The following is a 16,305-nucleotide window of genomic DNA, read 5'->3' as shown; positions in this document are numbered from 1 at the left end:
GCGCCTGTGGGTGCGGCTGCGGTTGCTGCTGCTCCGGCGGCTGCTGCTGCGGTGGCTCCGGCGGCGCCGGCTGTTGGGGTGAAGGCGGCCAAGGCGGTGACCGCGGTCAAGGCCGCGAGCAAGGCGAGCAAGGCGGTCCCGGTGGCCAAGGCGGTCCGGGCGGGGGCGCAGGCCGGTGGCAGTGGGGATGGGGTGGGCGCGGCGGCTGCGGATAGCTCCGCGGAGAACCAGAAGATCTATGACGACAAGCAGGGTGCCACCGATGTCGGTGTGACCAAGGATGAGATCAAGCTGGGCTCGGTGAACATGCACGGCATGGCGCTGGGCAACTTGATCACCGCCCCGTTGGTGCGCGGTAACCAGGCCTCAGCGGCGGCGATCAACGACCGCGGTGGGGTGCTGGGTCGCCGGATCGTGATTCAGGACTGTGATGACGGTCCCGGTGAGGTTTCCCGGGCGAAGGCGTGCATCAAGAAGTTGGTCGGTCAGGACCACATCTTCTCCATGATCACCGGCATCGACTGGGCCACCGCCTCGATCCACGATGACCTCGCGCAGTACCACCTGCCCTATGTGGGGGCCTGGGCCTACTCCCAGACCGAGTGGCAGGACCCGTACATGTTCCCCACCCACATGTCGATGATCCACGAGGCGATGGCCGGGGCGCACTGGGCGGCGAACACCATCAAGCCGACCACCTACGGCCTGATCTGCCTGACCTCCCCGGAGATGCAGCTGGCCTGCAACACGGTGGAGAAGATCATGGACGCCGCCGGGTCGAAGCTGGTCAAACGCGCCGACGTGTCGATCTCGGAAACCTCGATGTCGGCCTACGTGCTCGCCTTCCGCGCCGCGGCCCCCGAGCACATCATTCACTACGTGATCAACCCCGCGACCATGGCCAAATTCATGGTCGAGTCCCAACAGCAGGGCTACTACCCACCCAAGGGCATCTCCGGTAACCACCTGGCCGGTGAGGTACTGGGTTCCCTGTTCGGCAAGTGGCCGGCCACCCGCTACTGGACGAATACCACCTACAAACTGTGGGGCGCGGAGTTCATGGCCACCATGAACAAATACGCCCGGGCCAACCGCGGCGGTAACCACCACATCGTGCAGTCCGGCTACGTGGGCATGAACATCTTCGCCCAGGCCGCCAGGGCCATCGGACCCAACCTGACCCGCGACCGACTCATGTCCGAACTGGACAACGGCACCGTGTGGAAGGCCGATGCCTCCCTGGACCAACGCTTCGCCTACGTCACCACCGAACGCACCGGTGACAACTGGAACCACGACAACGGCCAGGGCCGGGAATTCATGTACAAGTACAACAGCGAGAACACCGCCTCCAACCCCGACGGATCACCCAACGGCTGGACCCCCGACCCCGGCCAATTCGTCATCTACACCTGGCAATAACACCCAGGGTTCTGACGCCACGTCACAACCAACCCGCGGCCCCCGGCCCACTGGCCGGGGGCCGCGGCGTTCCCTAGATTGAGCGCCATGACGAACGTCCGGTCCAGCACGGTCGATGACATCCTGCGCCGCTCGGCCCTCCGGCAGCCCGATCGCACTGCGCTGATCTACGAGGACCGGGAGTGGACCTATCGGGACCTGGACGATGCGGTCACTCGTACCGCCGCGGTGCTGCTGGACCGCGGGCTGCGCAAGGGTGACCGGGTCGCCGCCTATGGCCAGAACAGCGACGCTTACCTGATCGCCTTCCTCGGCGCATGCCGGGCCGGGCTGGTTCACGTGCCGATCAACTACGCACTCACCGGCGAGGAACTCGCCTACCTGATCGAGCAATCCGGTGCCACGCTGGTACTGGCCGACCCGCACCTGGCACCCAACCTCGGCAAGCTCGCCCGGGTGCCCACCAGCATGCTGCTACACGGCGGCCCGGACGCACTGTTGGATGCCATGCGCAGCGGCCCCGTCCCGGTGGTCGATGTCGAGGTCAGCGACACCGACCTGTGCCAATTGATCTATACCTCCGGCACCACCTCACGCGCCAAGGGCGCGATGATGACCCACCGCGCCTATGTGCTCCACTACGCCTCGGTGATCATCGCGCTGGACGCCAAGGAGGACGACGCACCGCTGCACGCGATGCCGCTGTACCACACCGCGCAGATGCATGCGTTCATGCTGCCGTGGCTCGCGGTGGGTGCCCGCAACCGGCTGCTCACCAGCCCGGACATCCCGACGATGCTGGAGTTGGTGGAGCGGGACAAGACCCGCGCGCTGTTCCTGGCGCCCACCGTCTGGGTGCCGCTGTCCCAACACCCCGACTTCGCCACCCGCGACCTGTCCAGCCTGCGCAAGGCCTACTACGGCGCCTCGGTCATGCCGGGGCCGGTGCGCGAACGCATTGCCCAGGCACTGCCGGAACTCGGTTGGTACAACTGTTTCGGCCAGACCGAGATCGCTCCGCTGGCTACCGTGCTGCGGCCGGAGGAGCACGCGGCACGACCGGAGTCCTGCGGGCGGCCGGTGCTGTTCGTGGAGATGCAGGTGATCAACCCGGACGGCACCGCCGTGGCGGCGGGCGAGGTCGGGGAGTGCGTCTACCGCTCACCGCAGCTGTGCGAGGGCTACTGGGACAAGCCGGAGGAGACCGCCGAGGCGTTCGAGGGCGGCTGGTTCCACTCCGGCGATCTGGTGCGCATCGATGAAGAGGGCTACATCACCGTCGTCGACCGGATCAAGGACGTGATCAACACCGGCGGCGTGCTGGTGGCCTCGCGCGAGGTGGAGGACTGCATCTACTCCCACCCGGCGGTGGCCGAGGTCGCGGTGATCTCCACCCCGGACCCGAAATGGATCGAGGTGGTGACCGCGGTGGTCGTGCTGCGGCCGGGGCAGACCGCCACGGCGGAGGAGCTGATCGCCTACAGCAAGGAGCGGCTGGCCAAGTACAAGGTGCCCAAGATGGTGCACTTCACCGACGAGCTACCGCGCAACGCCTCCGGCAAGTTGCTCAAGCGGGTACTGCGGGAAAAGTTAAGCTGACGGATCGTCAGTAGAATGTGTAGTAGCCCTGCGCGATGCGGAAGCCGTGATCGGTGCGGGCATTACGGCAGGTGATGCCGTCCTGTTTGCTGACGCAGATCAGATCCTGGTCCTCAATCCGCTTGCCGTAGGGCAGTGTCTTCGTGGCCACGATCGCGTCGGTGGCGCAGACGAACGTCGGCTTCTTGGTCTCCAGTTCGACCGTCGAGCCCCACACGCCGTTGCCCTTGCACTGGTCCTTCTCGATCGGCTTGTAGGAGAAAATCGGCAGCTGGCAGGAGACACCGCGTGGCGCATCGGAGATCGAGCAGTTGATGTCGTGCGCCGGCGAGGTGAAGCTGACCAGGCCCGCCTCGTCGGTATAGGGCACCTCGTCCTGCAGCGTGCTGCCGAGGAAGTCGGCGTCCGGCTGGCTGCTCGGCGCCGCGGTGGACAACTCGGCGGCGGGCACCGGCTGGGGGGTGACCCGGGCTTTCGAACCGCCCCCGCCGCCGCAGCCCGCGAGGACCACCGTGGCCAGCAAAATCCCCACCCATCCACGGATCTGACGCATACTCAGGCCCCGAGCGTGGTACCCGCCGAACGTAAGGCCTGGCAGGCCTCGACCACCCGAGCCGCCATGGACCCCTCGGCCGCCTTGCCCCAGGCACGCGGGTCGTAGCTCTTCTTCGAGCCGACCTCACCGTCGACCTTGAGCACGCCGTCATAGTTGCTGAACATGTGCCCGGCCACCGCGCGGGTGTAGGCGTACTGGGTGTCGGTGTCCACGTTCATCTTGACCACACCGAAGTCCAGCGCCTCGTGGATCTCCGAGAGCAGCGAGCCGGACCCACCGTGGAAGACGAGGTCGAAGGGTTGGTCCTTGCCGACCTTGGCCCCGACCGCGTCCTGAATCTCCTTGAGGATGACCGGGCGCAGCTTCACGTTGCCGGGCTTGTAGACCCCGTGCACATTGCCGAAAGTGGCGGCCAGCATGTAGCGCCCGCTCTCCCCGGTGCCCAGCGCCTCGGCGGTGGCCAGGGCATCCTCGGGGGTCGTGTACAGCTTGTCGCCGCCGCCGCCCTCGACGCCGTCCTCCTCGCCGCCGACGACGCCGATCTCGGCCTCCATCACGACCTTGGCCGCCTTGCACGCGGCCAGCAGTTCCTGCGCGATCTGCAGGTTCTCGCCCAGCGGCACGGCGGAGCCGTCCCACATGTGCGACTGGAACAGCGGCTCCTCGCCGCGAGCCACTCGCTCGGCGGAGATGGCGACCAGCGGACGCATGAAGCCGTCCAGCTTGTCCTTCGGACAGTGGTCGGTGTGCAGCGCGATCTGCACCGGGTACTGCTTGGCTACCTCGTGCGCGTAGAGCGCGAAGGCCACCGAACCGGTGACCATGTGCTTCTGCGTCGGGCCGGACAGGTACTCCGCGCCGCCGGTGGAGACCTGGATGATGCCGTCGCTACCCGCCTCGGCGAAGCCGGCCAGTGCCGCGTTCAACGTCTGCGAGGACGAGACGTTGATCGCCGGGTAGGCGAAGGCGCCGGCCTTCGCGCGGTCCAACATCTGCGCGTAGACCTCGACGGTCGCGATGGGCATGAGCGCGCCTCCCTGACGTGGACGGCCGGACCCGTCGCAGTATTCCGCACCCGGCCGGCGGTCCATATCTCGGACTGGGCGGGGCCCACGGGCGCGACCTACGGTCTGCGCACAACGACGACGGAGGCAAGCGATGACCATCACGACACCGGCCACCGAGGCCGACCAAGCCCTGAAGGACCGGCACCGCACGATGTGGGCGCTGGGCGACTACCCGGCGCTGGCCGACGAGGTGATCACCGGTCTGGGCGCGCGACTGGTCGAGGCGGCCGGCGTGCACGCCGGGCAGCAGGTGCTGGATGTGGCGGCGGGCTCGGGCAACGCCTCGATCCCTGCCGCGCTGACCGGCGCCTCGGTGATCGCCTCGGACCTCACCCCGGACCTGCTCGCCGCCGGCCGCGCCCGAGCGGCCGCGCGCGGCGCACACCTGGACTGGCAGGCCGCTGACGCCGAGGCACTGCCGTGGCCGGCCCGCTCGTTCGACGTGGTGCTGTCCTGTCTGGGGGTCATGTTCGCCCCGCACCACGAGGTGGCCGCTGCCGAACTGGCCCGGGTGTGCCGCCCGGGCGGGCGGATCGCACTGCTCAGCTGGACCCCGTCCGGATTCGTCGGGCGCATGTTCGCCACCATGAAGCCCTACGCCCCGCCCCCGTCGCCCGGCGCGCAGCCCCCGCCGCTATGGGGCGACGAGCAGCACGTGCGCGGGCTGTTTGGCGAGGCGGTCGAGGTGACTCGGGTTATCTCCGAGTCGGTGCGGGTGGACTGCTTCGACGAGCCGGTGGATTTCCGGGAGTACTTCAAGGCGCGCTACGGGCCGACGATCGCCGTGTACCGGAACCTGGCCGACGACCCGGCCCGCGCCGCGGCGCTGGATGCCGGGCTGGACGCGCTGGCCGCCGACGCGGATTGCGGCGCGGACCGCTTCGTCATGAACTGGGAGTACCAGATCCTGATTGCGCAGCGTCGGTGAGTCATCCGCGCGGCGGCACCAGCGCGGCCAGCCCACCCAGCATGAGGTCCAGGCCGAACAGAAAGCGCTCAGCGGGCATCCCGGCGGTCAACTGCTCGACGTGCGCGAGGGTGGCCGGGAACTGCTCGGCGGGCAGGCTGCGGAAGTAGGCCTGCAACGAGCCGACCAACTCCTCGGGGTCGCCGACCATTGACTGCGGCCACAGCGTGGCCTCGTACGCGTCGGCGCTGACGTAGAGCGCGATGCGGTCCAGGAACCACGCGGCGGGCTGCGCGGGCACCCCACCCGCGGCCAGGATCTGCAGCAGCGCCTCGGTGACGCGCAGCGCGTTCGGACCGGTGGGGATGTTGGCCAGGGCGGCGCGGGCGATGTCGGAGTGCGCGCTCAACGTGCGGTGCATGGTGACCATCAGCTCGCGGGCCTGTTCCCGCCACCGCGCGGCGTCCGGCGGGCCGGGCAGCTCGACCTCGTCCATCACCCGGTCGTACATCAGGTCGAGCAGTTCCTGTTTGTTGGCCACATGGGCGTAGAGCGAAGCCGGGCCGGTGTCCAGCTCCTGGGCCACCCGCCGCATGCTCACCGCGTCCAGGTTCTCCGCGTCCAGCACGCGTAGCGCCGCGCCGACGATCGCGTCCTGGGTGATGGGCACCCGCGCTAGCACGGTCTTCGGGGGCGTCCGCCACGGTGGAACCGGAACCTCGACCAATGGAACCTCCGAACACTGTCCTTGCGTCGAACAACGTTAACATGTAGAACAGTGTTCGTTGCCTGGAACGCCGTTCCAGAAGCTGGCAGTCGGGGGATGCACGTGGACGAGGTCACTACCGGTTACGACAAGCGCTGGGCGGCGCTGTTCGTGATCCTGGGCATGGAGATCATGGATCTGCTCGATGCCCTGGTCACCACCGTTGCCGCCCCGACCATCCGGGGCGATCTTGGGGCCGGCGAGACGCTGGTGCAGTGGTTGGGCGCGGCGTACACCCTGGCCATGGCGGTCGGTTTGCTGATCGGCGGCCGGCTGGGCGACATGTTCGGCCGCAAGCGCATGTTCCTGATCGGCACCGCCGGGTTCACCACCGCCTCGCTGCTGTGCGCGGTCGCGCAGTCCCCGTCGATGCTGATCAGCGCGCGGGTGTTGCAGGGGCTGCTCGGCGCCATGGTGCTGCCGCAGGGCCTGGGCATGATCAAGGAGATGTTCCCGCCCGCGGAGACCGCGAAGGCCTTCGGTGCGTTCGGCCCGATCATGGGGCTGTCCGCGGTGGGCGGCCCGATTCTCGGTGGCTGGCTGGTTGACGTCGACCTGTTCGGCGCCGGCTGGCGGGCCATCTTCGCGATCAACATCCCGATCGGTGTGGTCACCGTGCTGGCCGCGCTGCGCTTCCTGCCGGCCGGCCGACGCGCGGAGGGGATGCGTCTGGACCTGTTCGGTGCGGCGCTCGGCGCGGTGGGTGCGGGCCTGGTGATCTACCCGCTGGTGCAGGGGCGCGAGCTGGGCTGGCCGGCCTGGACGTTCGCGATGATGGGCGCCTCGGTGCTCACCTTCGCCGCCTTCGCCTCCCACGAGCGGCGCACCGCGGTCGCCGGGCGGACCCCGTTGGTGGAGCCGAGCCTGTTTCACAAGCCTGCTTTCTCCGGCGGCATCGTGGTGGCGTTGGCGATCTTCTCCGCGATGATCGGCTCCGCGTTGGTCAGCACACTGTGGATGCAGCTGGGTCTGGGCTGGTCGCCGACCAAGTCGGCGTTGGCCTCCGCGCCGAGCGCGCTGGGCATGGTCGTCGGTTTCATCGTCGCGGGCGCGGGCCTGGCCGCGCGGTTGGGCCGGCGGCTGATGCACGCGGGTCTGACCGCGATGGCCGCGGGCATGCTGCTGCTGCTCGTCGTGATCCAGGTACTGGGGCACCAGGTCAGTTCGTGGACGTTGGCGCCCGCGCTGCTGCTGGGCGGGGTGGGCACCGGGCTCACCATGGCGCCGATGTTCGACATCGTGCTGGCCGGTGTCTCGGCCCGGGAGGTCGGTTCGGCCGGTGGCGTGCTCACCGCGATCCAGCAGCTGGGCGGTGCGGTCGGCATCGCGGTGCTGGGCACGGTGTTCTTCTCCGCCGGCCCGGCGGGCGGCTTCGGTGACCTCGACCACGCCTTCGCCCTCGCGCTCGGCGTGGAGATTGCGCTGATCGCGCTGGCCTTCGGCCTGACGTTCCTGCTGCCGGGTCGACCCCGCGCCGAGGGCGGCCTGCACGGCGCGCCGGCGATCGTCGAACCGCTCCCCGCCGCCGCGTAAACCTGCGCTTCTCTCCCGAGTGTGTAGTTGTGCAGGCTTTGCGGGCCGTTCTGGCTGCGCAACTACACACTCGGGGGAGTTAGGCAGCTCAGCTGCGGGCGGCGGTGGCGGCTTGGCGGGCGGCGACGGTGACCGGGTCGAAGGTCGGGGAGAACGGCGGGGCGTAGGACAGGTCGACGTGGGCCAGTTCGTCGGCGGTCAGTCCGGCCCAGATCGCGGTGGCGAAGGTGTCGATACGTTTGCCGGCGCCCGGGCCGTTGCCGACGATCTGCGCGCCGAGCAGCCGGCCACTGCCCTTCTCCGCGATCACCTTGCAGGTGATGTCGCCCGCGTCGGGCAGGTAGCCCGCGTGGGTGGTGGACTCGATGGTCGCGGTGACGACGTCAAACCCGGCCTGGGTCGCGGCCTTCTCCCCCAGCCCGGTGCGACCGATTTCCAGGTGGCACACCTTGCTGATCGCGGTGCCGATGACGCCGGGGAACGTGGTGTCCCGCCCGCCGAGGTTGGTGCCGATGACCCGGCCCTGCCGGTTGGCGTGGGTGCCCAGCGCGACCGTCAGGTATTGCCCGGAGATCCGGTCACGCACCTCAACGCAGTCGCCGCCGGCCCAGATGTTGTCGGTGTGCAGCACCCGTTGGTGGTCGTCGGTGCGCAGGCCACCGTGCTCCCCGATGGTCAGGCCCGCGTCCGTGGCCAGCGCCACCTCGGGGCGCACCCCGATGCCGAGCACCACCAGGTCGGCCGGTTCTTCACCGGTGTCCGTGGTCACCGCCCGCACCCGCCCGTCGTCGCCGGTCAAGAAGCCGGTGACCCTGGTGCCGGTGCGCACGGTCATGCCCATGCCGGCCATGGCCTTGGCCACCATCGCGCCGAGTTCGGGGTCCAGCGTGCTCATCGGTTGCGGCGCGCCCTCCAGCACGGTCACCACCTGCAATCCGCGGCGCACCATCGCCTCGGCCATCTCGATGCCGATGTAGCCGGCACCGACCACCACCGCGCGCTTCGCGCCGCGGTCCAGTTCGGCCTGGATGGCGATCGCGTCGGCGAGGGTCTGCACACCCAGCACACCGGGCACATCCACGCCGGGCAGGTCGGGACGCACCGGCCGGGCACCGGTGGTGATCACCAGGTGGTCGTAGCCGACCCGCAGATCGGTGCCGACGGTCAGATCACGCACCGCGACCTCACCGCGGGCGCGGTCGATGCCCTCGACCACGTGACGCATCCTCAGGTCAATGCCGTTGGCGCGGTGCTGCTCGGGAGAGCGCGCGATCAGCTCGTCGCGGTCGCCGACGTCGCCGGCGATCCAATACGGGATGCCGCAGGCGGAGTAGGAGCTGAACTCGCCGCGCTCGAACGCGATCACCTCGACGTCGTCACCGAGCATGCGCTTGACCGTCGAGGCGGCGCTCATCCCCGCGCCGTCGGCACCGATCACCACGATCCGGGTGGTCATGACTGCGTCCTTTCCGCGCTCTGCTCGAAGACATGCCGACGGATCCACCCGTGCATGGCGATGGCCGCCGCGGCGCCCGCGTTGATGGAGCGCGTCGAGCCGTACTGCGCGATGGACAACACGTGCGTGCACACCGCGCGGACCTCGGCGGACAGCCCGGGGCCCTCCTGCCCGAACACCAGCACGCAGTCCCGCGGCAGGTCGAAGGTCTCCAGCGGCACCGAGCCGGGCAGGTTGTCGATGCCGATCAGGGGCAGCCCGGCGGTGTCGGCCCAGGCCACCAGCGCGGCGGCGTCGGGGTGGTGGCGGACGTGCTGGTAGCGGTCGGTGACCATGGCGCCGCGCCGGTTCCACCGGCGCAGGCCGACGATGTGCACCTCCGCGGCCAGGAAGGCGTTGGCGGTGCGCACCACCGAACCGATGTTGAAGTCGTGCTGCCAGTTCTCGATGGCCACGTGGAACGGGTGGCGGCGGGTGTCCAGGTCCGCGACTACGGCATCGCGACGCCAGTACCGGTAGCGATCCACCACGTTGCGCCGGTCACCGTGCTCGAGCAACGCGGGGTCGAAGCGCTCGCCGGTGGGCCAGGGCTGGGGGTGCGGCCCGACGCCGACGTCGGACCACGACAGGTCCTCGGTCGGGGAGTCCACCCGGTCAATCTAAGCGGGCCGAGGCCGCCCGAACGCGTCGCGCGTGCCGGTGTGCGCCGATCGCCTCGTAACCGTCTGCCGCCTCGGCCAGGTTGCCACCGTCGAGGCGGATCCGTTCCTCAGCGAGGAAGGCGGCGTAGGTGCGCGCCTGAACCTCGTCGGCGAGGCCCTCAGCGGCAGACAACGCGGCCGCCGCCACCTCCCGGTCGGCCTCGCCCGCGGCGCTCTGCCGCCATATGCGGGCCCGTACCAATTGGACGTAGCACTCGACCACCTGCGCCCCCTGGGTGCGGGCTGCCACCAGTGCCTCCTGCGCGGTGGCGCGCGCTTGGGCCACCTCACCGCAGCCGAGCTGTGCCTGAGCCAGATATGCCAGCATGCCCGGTTCTTCGCACACCGCGGCCCGATGCTTGCGCAATATTTCCAGGCCGTCCTCCAACTGGCCGCACGCCTGCGCGTACTGCCCACGCAGCACGGACACGATGCCCCAGGCCTGCATGGCCCGCACCCGGCCCAGCGCGCTGCCCGCGTCCTCGGCCAGCCGCAACATCTCCTCGGTACCGACGTCTGCATCGAGGTCCGATGCCAGGCCGGTGGCTTCCGCGAGCGGTGCGAACAGCGCCAGCGTCCACACCTGCCAGTCCGCCATCGGCCGGATCCGGAAGGCGCCCAGCGCGGCCTGCAAGCCGGACCGGGCCGCGTCGAGCATCCCGGCGGGGATGCAGAACGACGCCCGCAGGAACAGCCCGGTGTCGAGCACGCTGTACCCGTAACCCATCCCCACTCGCGGATCACCCGCGCACAGTGTCACCCCGTGGTCCAGCCGCTGCAGTCCCGCCTGCAGTGGGCCGGTGTAGGCGAACGGTGCGGACCCCGAGGTGTAGGCCCAGGCACGCACCTCGACGTCGTCACTGAGGTCGGCCTGTCGCGCGGCCTCCACCATCGCATGTCGACCCTCGCCGGTGCTGACCGCGAACATCCGGTACACGCCGTTCGCCATCGACAGGGCCGCCGCCAGCACAGGAGCGTCGAGCTGTTGGACGGCGGCGTGCGCCTCCGCGTAAATCCGGTCGGCGTCCGCCGGATCCAGCCCGAGACGCGCACCGATCCGCAACAGCTGCACCCGGCCGCGTACCCCGAGGGCACTGACCTCCGGGGTCTGCGGGGCATCGGCAAGATGGCCGACCCCCGCCTGTAAGCGGCGGATCGCCTCGTTCAGGTCCGTCCGAGCGGCGGTGGTCGCAGCCCGGATCTGCCAGCGGGCCGCCTCCACGCGATCGGCCGCTGCCTCGAAGTGGCCGGCCACGACCGCTGCCAGTTCATCGTGCCGGGTGGCGTCGGTATCCAGCAGGGCGTGCGCCGTCGCGCGGTGGTGACGACGGCGGGTGGCGCTGAGCAGGCTGGCGTAAGCGACCTCCTGGGTGAGGGGGTGCCAGAACCGGTAATCCCCGTCCTCGGTCTGCTGCAGCAGTTCGGCCGAGCACAGCGCGTACAACGCGTCGTCGACACGTGGGGCACCGGCGACGGCGGCCAGCAGATCCGCGGGGAACGAACGGCCGATAACCGCGGCGGTCTGCACGAGCGCCTTCTCGGTGGCCGATAACCGATCGATGCGTCCGGCGAGAACAGAGTGGACCGACGCGGGTACCCGCACTGCCTCCGCCGGGCGCGCCAGGCAATATCCGCCGGGCATGCCGGCCAGCGTGCCGTCCTCGATCCAGGAGCGCACGATCTCTTCGACGAAAAACGGGTTCCCGCCGGAGCGTTCGGCAACGTCCTCGGCCAACGCAGTCAAGGACCGATGGGTGCCCAGGAGATCAGCCAGCAGCGCACGCACGTCGTCCAGGCCCAGGCCGGACAGCGGCAACTGCCGGTAGTAGGAGCGGCTCGCCCACGGCGGGCGGAACTCGGGCCGGAAGTTGGTGACGATCAGCGTGCGGGTGCCGGGGAAAGAGGGCAGCCACTCATCGAGGAACGCGAGACTGTGTTCGTCGAACCAGTGCAGGTCCTCGAAGAGGAATACGAAAGCGGCGCGTTCGCTGCGCCGCCGCGTCATCCGACGGATGACCTCCAGGACGCGGCGCCGCCGTGCGTCGGGCCCCAGGTTGGGAGCGGGCCGATCCGGATCGGGCACCTCAAGGAAGTCGAAGATCAACGGCAGATCGTCAGCGAGGAACGGGTCGAGGTCGAGCGCCCGGGCGGCAACCTTCGTTCGAACATCGGCGGCAGAATCGCTGTCGGAGATCGCGAAGTAGTCGGCGAGCAACGCGCGGATCGGCAACAGCGGCGCGGACGTGGCGTGCGAGACACCGGCCGTGCGTCGAACGCCCATGCCGAGTTGTGTCGCGCGCGCGGCGAGTTCCTCGCACAACCGGCTCTTGCCCGCGCCGGCCTCGCCGACGATGCCGATCACCTGAGCCTGCCCACGGTCCGCCGCGGCCAGCGCGGCCTCGATCGCATCCCACTCCGCCTGGCGGCCCACCAGGCGCGCAGTGCCGGCGCGGCTGCGGGTACGGCCGGTCGCCGCATCGAGTTCATAGGCATGCATCGGCTCGGCCGCGCCGGCGATCTGCACCACGCCGAGATCCCGCAACCGGAACGCGTCGCCCACCAATCGCGCGGTGCGCTCGGTAAGTCGGACGCTGCCGGGGTTCGCACCGGACTCCATGCGTTGCGCCAGTCCCACGGCGTGCCCCACCGCGGTGAACCCCGAACTCGCGACGTCCCCGGCAACCACCTCACCGGAGTTCAGTCCGACCCGTACCGCCAGCTCCACGCGGTGCTCGGCTTGCACTACCGCGGCGTATTCGGTCGCGGCGGTGATCAAAGCGAGCGCGGCGTGGCAGCCGCGGGCGGCGTGGTCCTCCTGCGCGACCGGAGCGCCGAAGACCGCCATCAGGCCGTCGCCGGTGAACTTGTCGACGGTGCCGCCGAATCGGGTGACGGCGTCCGCGGCCACCCGGAACAGACCGGTGATGATGGAGGTCCACTCGTCGGCATCGAATCGCTCGGCCAGGTCCATGGACCGGGCGACATCCGCGAACAGCACAGTGACCTGCTTGCGTTCACCCTCTGGCCCACCGTCAGTTGGCACGGCCAAGGCGGTTTCCGCCGGAGGCCGTAGGTCCTGCCCACACTCGCCGCAGAATTTCTGGCTCGCGGGGACCGGCGACGCGCACCGTGAGCACACCGCGGACAGCGAACTCCCGCACTCAATGCAGAACTTGGCCGTGGCGTCGTTGTGCTGACCGCACGCGGAGCAAGGACGGCCCGTCACGGCAGGAAGCGAATCGGTAAATGACCGTCGGCGTCAATGCCCACCGCTGTCACCCGGACGGCGTAGTGCGGCTGGAACGCCGACGGGGCCGCATTTACGTTGCAGGCACGGCTCCGCGGTCATCGACGCAGGGCTTTGCAACGGGGGATCAACAGCCTCCGGGGCCGGTGGGGGGACTCAGTTTTCCCAATCCCGCGGCCCCGGTGCCGGTGGCCGACTTCTGACCCGCAGTCGCCACCGCAAGGCGCGGTCGCCCCGCCGGCGACCCCGGCGGGGCGACCGCAGCTGGTCCCTCAACTTGAATAGAGCGCGTCGATTCGATCCGAGTAAGCGCACAGGGTTTCGTCGTCGAGCGTGGCCCACTGGCCGCGGCGGTGCGCGCTCATCGGAATCCCCTGTCAGGTCAGACCGAGATCCGCCAATTCGTAGGCCGCGACGTACGGCAGTCCCTCGGCCTCAATCGCCGACCGGGCACCGCGTTCCACGATGACCGCCACGCCCACCACCTCGGCGCCCGCCTCGCGCAGGGCCTGAACTGCGGTGAGCACGGAGCCGCCGGTCGTCGAGGTGTCCTCGACGGCGAGCACCCGGCGCCCGGCCACGTCCGGACCCTCGATGCGCCGCTGCAGGCCGTGGGCCTTACCCTCCTTGCGCACCACGAACGCGTCCAGCACCCGGCCCTGCGTGGCGGCGGCGTGCAGCATCGCGGCGGCGACCGGGTCGGCGCCCAATGTCAGGCCGCCGACGGCCTCGTAGTCCAGATGCGCGGTGGCCTCCAGCATGACGTGGCCGACCAGCGGCGCGGCCTGCCCGTCCAGCGTGATCCGGCGCAGGTCGACGTAGTAGTCGGCCTCCCGGCCGGAGGACAGCACCACCTTGCCGTGCACCACGGCGCGTTCGGTGATCAGCTTCTGCAGTTCGTCACGGGCGCTCACTGGCGCTCCTTCCGGGAGAATCCCCGTCCGCTCATGGCGTGGGGGCTATCAAACGCGCGGGATGGCCCCACACGCCATGAGAGGTTGAGAAAACGGGTCAGCAGGCGAGCAGGTCGACGACGAAGATCAGCGTCTCGCCCGGCTTGATCGCGCCGCCCGCGCCGCGGTCGCCATAGGCCAGGTGCGGCGGGATCACCAATTTCCGCCGCCCGCCGACCTTCATGCCGGCCACGCCCTGGTCCCAGCCGGAGATGACCTGGCCGGCGCCGAGGCGGAAGTTCAGCGGTTTGCCGCGGTTGTAGCTGGCGTCGAATTCCTCGCCGGTGGAGAAGGCAACGCCGACATAGTGCACCGAGACAGTGGCGCCGGACGTGGCCTCCGCGCCGTCGCCCACCTTGAGGTCGGTGATCACCAGATCCGCGGGCGGTTCGCCACCGGGGAAATCGATCTCGGGCCGGTCGTCAAAGCTCATGCTCTCTCCCGGAGGGCCAGCGCGGCAGTGCGCGCGTCGTCGGAGTAGGAGTCCTCAACGAACTCGGGCAGCCTGGTCCGGAACAACGCGCGATTGACCGCAGCGTACGCGGCCAGAATCCGGGCCCTGGTCTGCGGCCGGAGGAACTGGTTGCCCGCGGGTGGGCCGGGAAAGTTCTCGGCGACGAACTCGCGCACCAGCACCCGCTCCTCGGGTCGGATGTGCGCGTTCAGCGCACGGGCCACCCGTACGCCACGGGCGGAAAACGTCGGCGGGGTGGGCACGGGCGCAGTGGCTGCCGGCTCGGCCATGCCGGCCAGCGCCAGCAGGTCCGCGGCGAGCAATTCCGGCCGGGCGCGGAAGGACTCCACCGGACGCACCAGCACCTCGGCCACGCCCGGCACCGCGGCCACCCGGTCGGCCAGGTCCTGCCAGTCCAACACCGGCTCGTAGGCCCGCGGGAACTGCTCGGCGAACGGCACCACGCTGCCGCCGCGCACCGCGTGCAGGTGGGCGTGCTCCATCAATCGGTCCTGCCGTCGGGCGTCCAGCACCACCAACGCCTTGCCCGCACCGAGGGAGGCCAGCGCCGCCGCCACCGCGTCGGCGGCACCGGGGCGCAGGCACTCGGCGTCCTGCGGGCCCAGCAGGTCGTCACCCAACAGGTGCGGCCCGGACAGCAGCGGCACCGCCGCCGGCGGGTTGAGCGCGGCGAGGATCTCCGCGATCTGCTCCGATCCGGTCGCGGGCATCGTCAGGTGCAGCACCGCGTCGAAGTTCATGCGCTGCCCACCAGGTCCTCGTAGTCCTCGCGGTAGTGCTCCCACAAGGCGGTGCGCCGCTCCTCGCCGAGCAGCACCGGCCGCGGGAAGTCCACGTTGGAGAAGTGAGTCTGCAGGAACCCGCGCAACGCTCGCCGTTCCGCGCCGGTGGCCAGGTGTTGGTTGGCGGCCAACGCCATTTGCAGGCCGCGCTCGGAGATGGATCGGTTGCGTGCCTCGGGATAGTGGATCTCCACATCCCACTGCGGATCGATCCGGTGCAGCAGGTGGCGCAGATAGGCCTCCTGGCCGTGGGAGATCCGTCGGAAATCCACCACCTCGACACGGTCGGGACCGAAGGTCCGCTGCAGCGCGGAAACGATCGGTCGCCAGGACAGCGCGTCCAGATCCACCCGGGCCAGCCAGTCCTCGAAGGGCTCGTCGCGGCCCTGATGCACGGTCTGCAGGTAGTAGGACTCCAGGAAGTCCGGCTGCGGGCGCACGGTGAGCAGGATCTTGCAGCCGCTGCCGCGCAGCGCCGCACCCAGCGCCGCGGCGTTGCGACTCACCTGCGGGTACAGCCGGCCGTCGCCACCCCGCGGGAACGGACGGCCCATCAGGTTCTCGTTGGATCCGATGAGCACGCGGAACCGCGGATCGACGCGAAACTTGCGCAACCGGGCCCGCAGCGGTGCGGGATCCTCGGCCAGCCGCTCACCCCAGCCGGCGTAGCGGGCCAACTCCGAGCGCCGCAGGTAGTACACGCCGCGGCGGCGCAGCTCGGCCTCGTGCTCGGCCAGGTATTTCTGCAGCACGGTGGTCCCGGTCTTGTGGGCGCCGACGTGCAGCGCCGCGACCTTGCCGTGCAGGTGCATGCTGTGCAATTTACTCCGGCTGACCGGGC

Annotated in this window: 14 protein-coding genes; 4 read left to right on the top strand and 10 right to left on the bottom strand. The window is 69.8% G+C overall.

Annotated elements, in window-relative coordinates; all coding sequences use genetic code 11:
* Positions 1 to 1,422 (top strand): ABC transporter substrate-binding protein (locus tag VGJ14_15385; protein ID HEY2833812.1); only part of this gene is annotated, 1,422 nt, incomplete at its 5' end.
* An 87-nt stretch (positions 1,423 to 1,509) separates the two neighbouring features.
* Positions 1,510 to 3,021 carry a fatty acyl-CoA synthetase gene (locus VGJ14_15380; GenBank protein ID HEY2833811.1) on the top strand — a complete coding sequence of 504 codons (1,512 nt, stop codon included), beginning with the start codon at positions 1,510 to 1,512 and terminating at the stop codon, positions 3,019 to 3,021.
* A 7-nt stretch (positions 3,022 to 3,028) separates the two neighbouring features.
* Here the strand turns inward: VGJ14_15380 and VGJ14_15375 are convergent, their stop codons facing one another.
* The gene (locus VGJ14_15375; protein ID HEY2833810.1) at positions 3,029 to 3,553 is read right to left on the bottom strand and encodes a DUF6636 domain-containing protein; all 525 of its coding nucleotides are present in this window, start codon (positions 3,551 to 3,553) and stop codon (positions 3,029 to 3,031) included.
* A 23-nt stretch (positions 3,554 to 3,576) separates the two neighbouring features.
* The gene (gene fbaA / locus VGJ14_15370) at positions 3,577 to 4,602 is read right to left on the bottom strand and encodes a class II fructose-bisphosphate aldolase (protein ID HEY2833809.1); all 1,026 of its coding nucleotides are present in this window, start codon (positions 4,600 to 4,602) and stop codon (positions 3,577 to 3,579) included.
* A gap of 133 nt (positions 4,603 to 4,735) precedes the next feature.
* On the opposite strand from fbaA, the gene VGJ14_15365 reads away from it, so the two are divergent.
* Positions 4,736 to 5,572, top strand: coding sequence for a class I SAM-dependent methyltransferase (locus VGJ14_15365; GenBank protein ID HEY2833808.1), 837 nt, complete (start codon positions 4,736 to 4,738; stop codon positions 5,570 to 5,572).
* 1 nt (position 5,573) lies between these two features.
* Here the strand turns inward: VGJ14_15365 and VGJ14_15360 are convergent, their stop codons facing one another.
* Positions 5,574 to 6,221, bottom strand: a complete 648-nt coding sequence (locus VGJ14_15360; protein HEY2833807.1) for a TetR/AcrR family transcriptional regulator — start codon at positions 6,219 to 6,221, stop codon at positions 5,574 to 5,576.
* A gap of 159 nt (positions 6,222 to 6,380) precedes the next feature.
* Here VGJ14_15360 and VGJ14_15355 point away from each other — a divergent pair, with 159 nt between their 5' ends.
* Positions 6,381 to 7,850 carry an MFS transporter gene (locus VGJ14_15355; GenBank protein ID HEY2833806.1) on the top strand — a complete coding sequence of 490 codons (1,470 nt, stop codon included), beginning with the start codon at positions 6,381 to 6,383 and terminating at the stop codon, positions 7,848 to 7,850.
* A gap of 88 nt (positions 7,851 to 7,938) precedes the next feature.
* Here VGJ14_15355 and VGJ14_15350 read toward each other — a convergent pair whose 3' ends face one another.
* From VGJ14_15350 to VGJ14_15320, 7 genes are all read right to left on the bottom strand, one after another.
* Positions 7,939 to 9,306: an FAD-dependent oxidoreductase gene (locus VGJ14_15350; protein ID HEY2833805.1), complete on the bottom strand. Its 1,368-nt coding sequence runs from the start codon at positions 9,304 to 9,306 to the stop codon at positions 7,939 to 7,941.
* Positions 9,303 to 9,956, bottom strand: coding sequence for a TrmH family RNA methyltransferase (locus VGJ14_15345; GenBank protein ID HEY2833804.1), 654 nt, complete (start codon positions 9,954 to 9,956; stop codon positions 9,303 to 9,305). Before VGJ14_15345 ends, VGJ14_15350 begins: the two co-directional genes overlap by 4 nt.
* 4 nt (positions 9,957 to 9,960) lie before the next feature.
* On the bottom strand, positions 9,961 to 13,050 hold the full coding sequence (locus VGJ14_15340; protein HEY2833803.1) for an adenylate/guanylate cyclase domain-containing protein: 3,090 nt from the start codon (positions 13,048 to 13,050) through the stop codon (positions 9,961 to 9,963).
* 581 nt (positions 13,051 to 13,631) lie between these two features.
* On the bottom strand, positions 13,632 to 14,168 hold the full coding sequence (gene pyrE, locus VGJ14_15335) for an orotate phosphoribosyltransferase (GenBank protein HEY2833802.1): 537 nt from the start codon (positions 14,166 to 14,168) through the stop codon (positions 13,632 to 13,634).
* A 97-nt stretch (positions 14,169 to 14,265) separates the two neighbouring features.
* Entirely contained in the window at positions 14,266 to 14,640 is a 375-nt protein-coding gene (locus VGJ14_15330; protein ID HEY2833801.1) for an FKBP-type peptidyl-prolyl cis-trans isomerase, read from the bottom strand.
* Complete coding sequence (locus VGJ14_15325) at positions 14,637 to 15,422, bottom strand: hypothetical protein (GenBank protein HEY2833800.1); 786 nt, start codon at positions 15,420 to 15,422, stop codon at positions 14,637 to 14,639. Before VGJ14_15325 ends, VGJ14_15330 begins: the two co-directional genes overlap by 4 nt.
* The gene (locus VGJ14_15320) at positions 15,419 to 16,276 is read right to left on the bottom strand and encodes a hypothetical protein (protein ID HEY2833799.1); all 858 of its coding nucleotides are present in this window, start codon (positions 16,274 to 16,276) and stop codon (positions 15,419 to 15,421) included. Before VGJ14_15320 ends, VGJ14_15325 begins: the two co-directional genes overlap by 4 nt.
* Positions 16,277 to 16,305: the final 29 nt, after the last annotated feature.

Source organism: Sporichthyaceae bacterium, from assembly GCA_036493475.1.
Classification (GTDB): domain Bacteria; phylum Actinomycetota; class Actinomycetes; order Sporichthyales; family Sporichthyaceae; genus DASQPJ01.
Note: the sequence above shows the minus strand (reverse complement) of the source record. Positions and strands in the feature narration are given on the sequence as shown.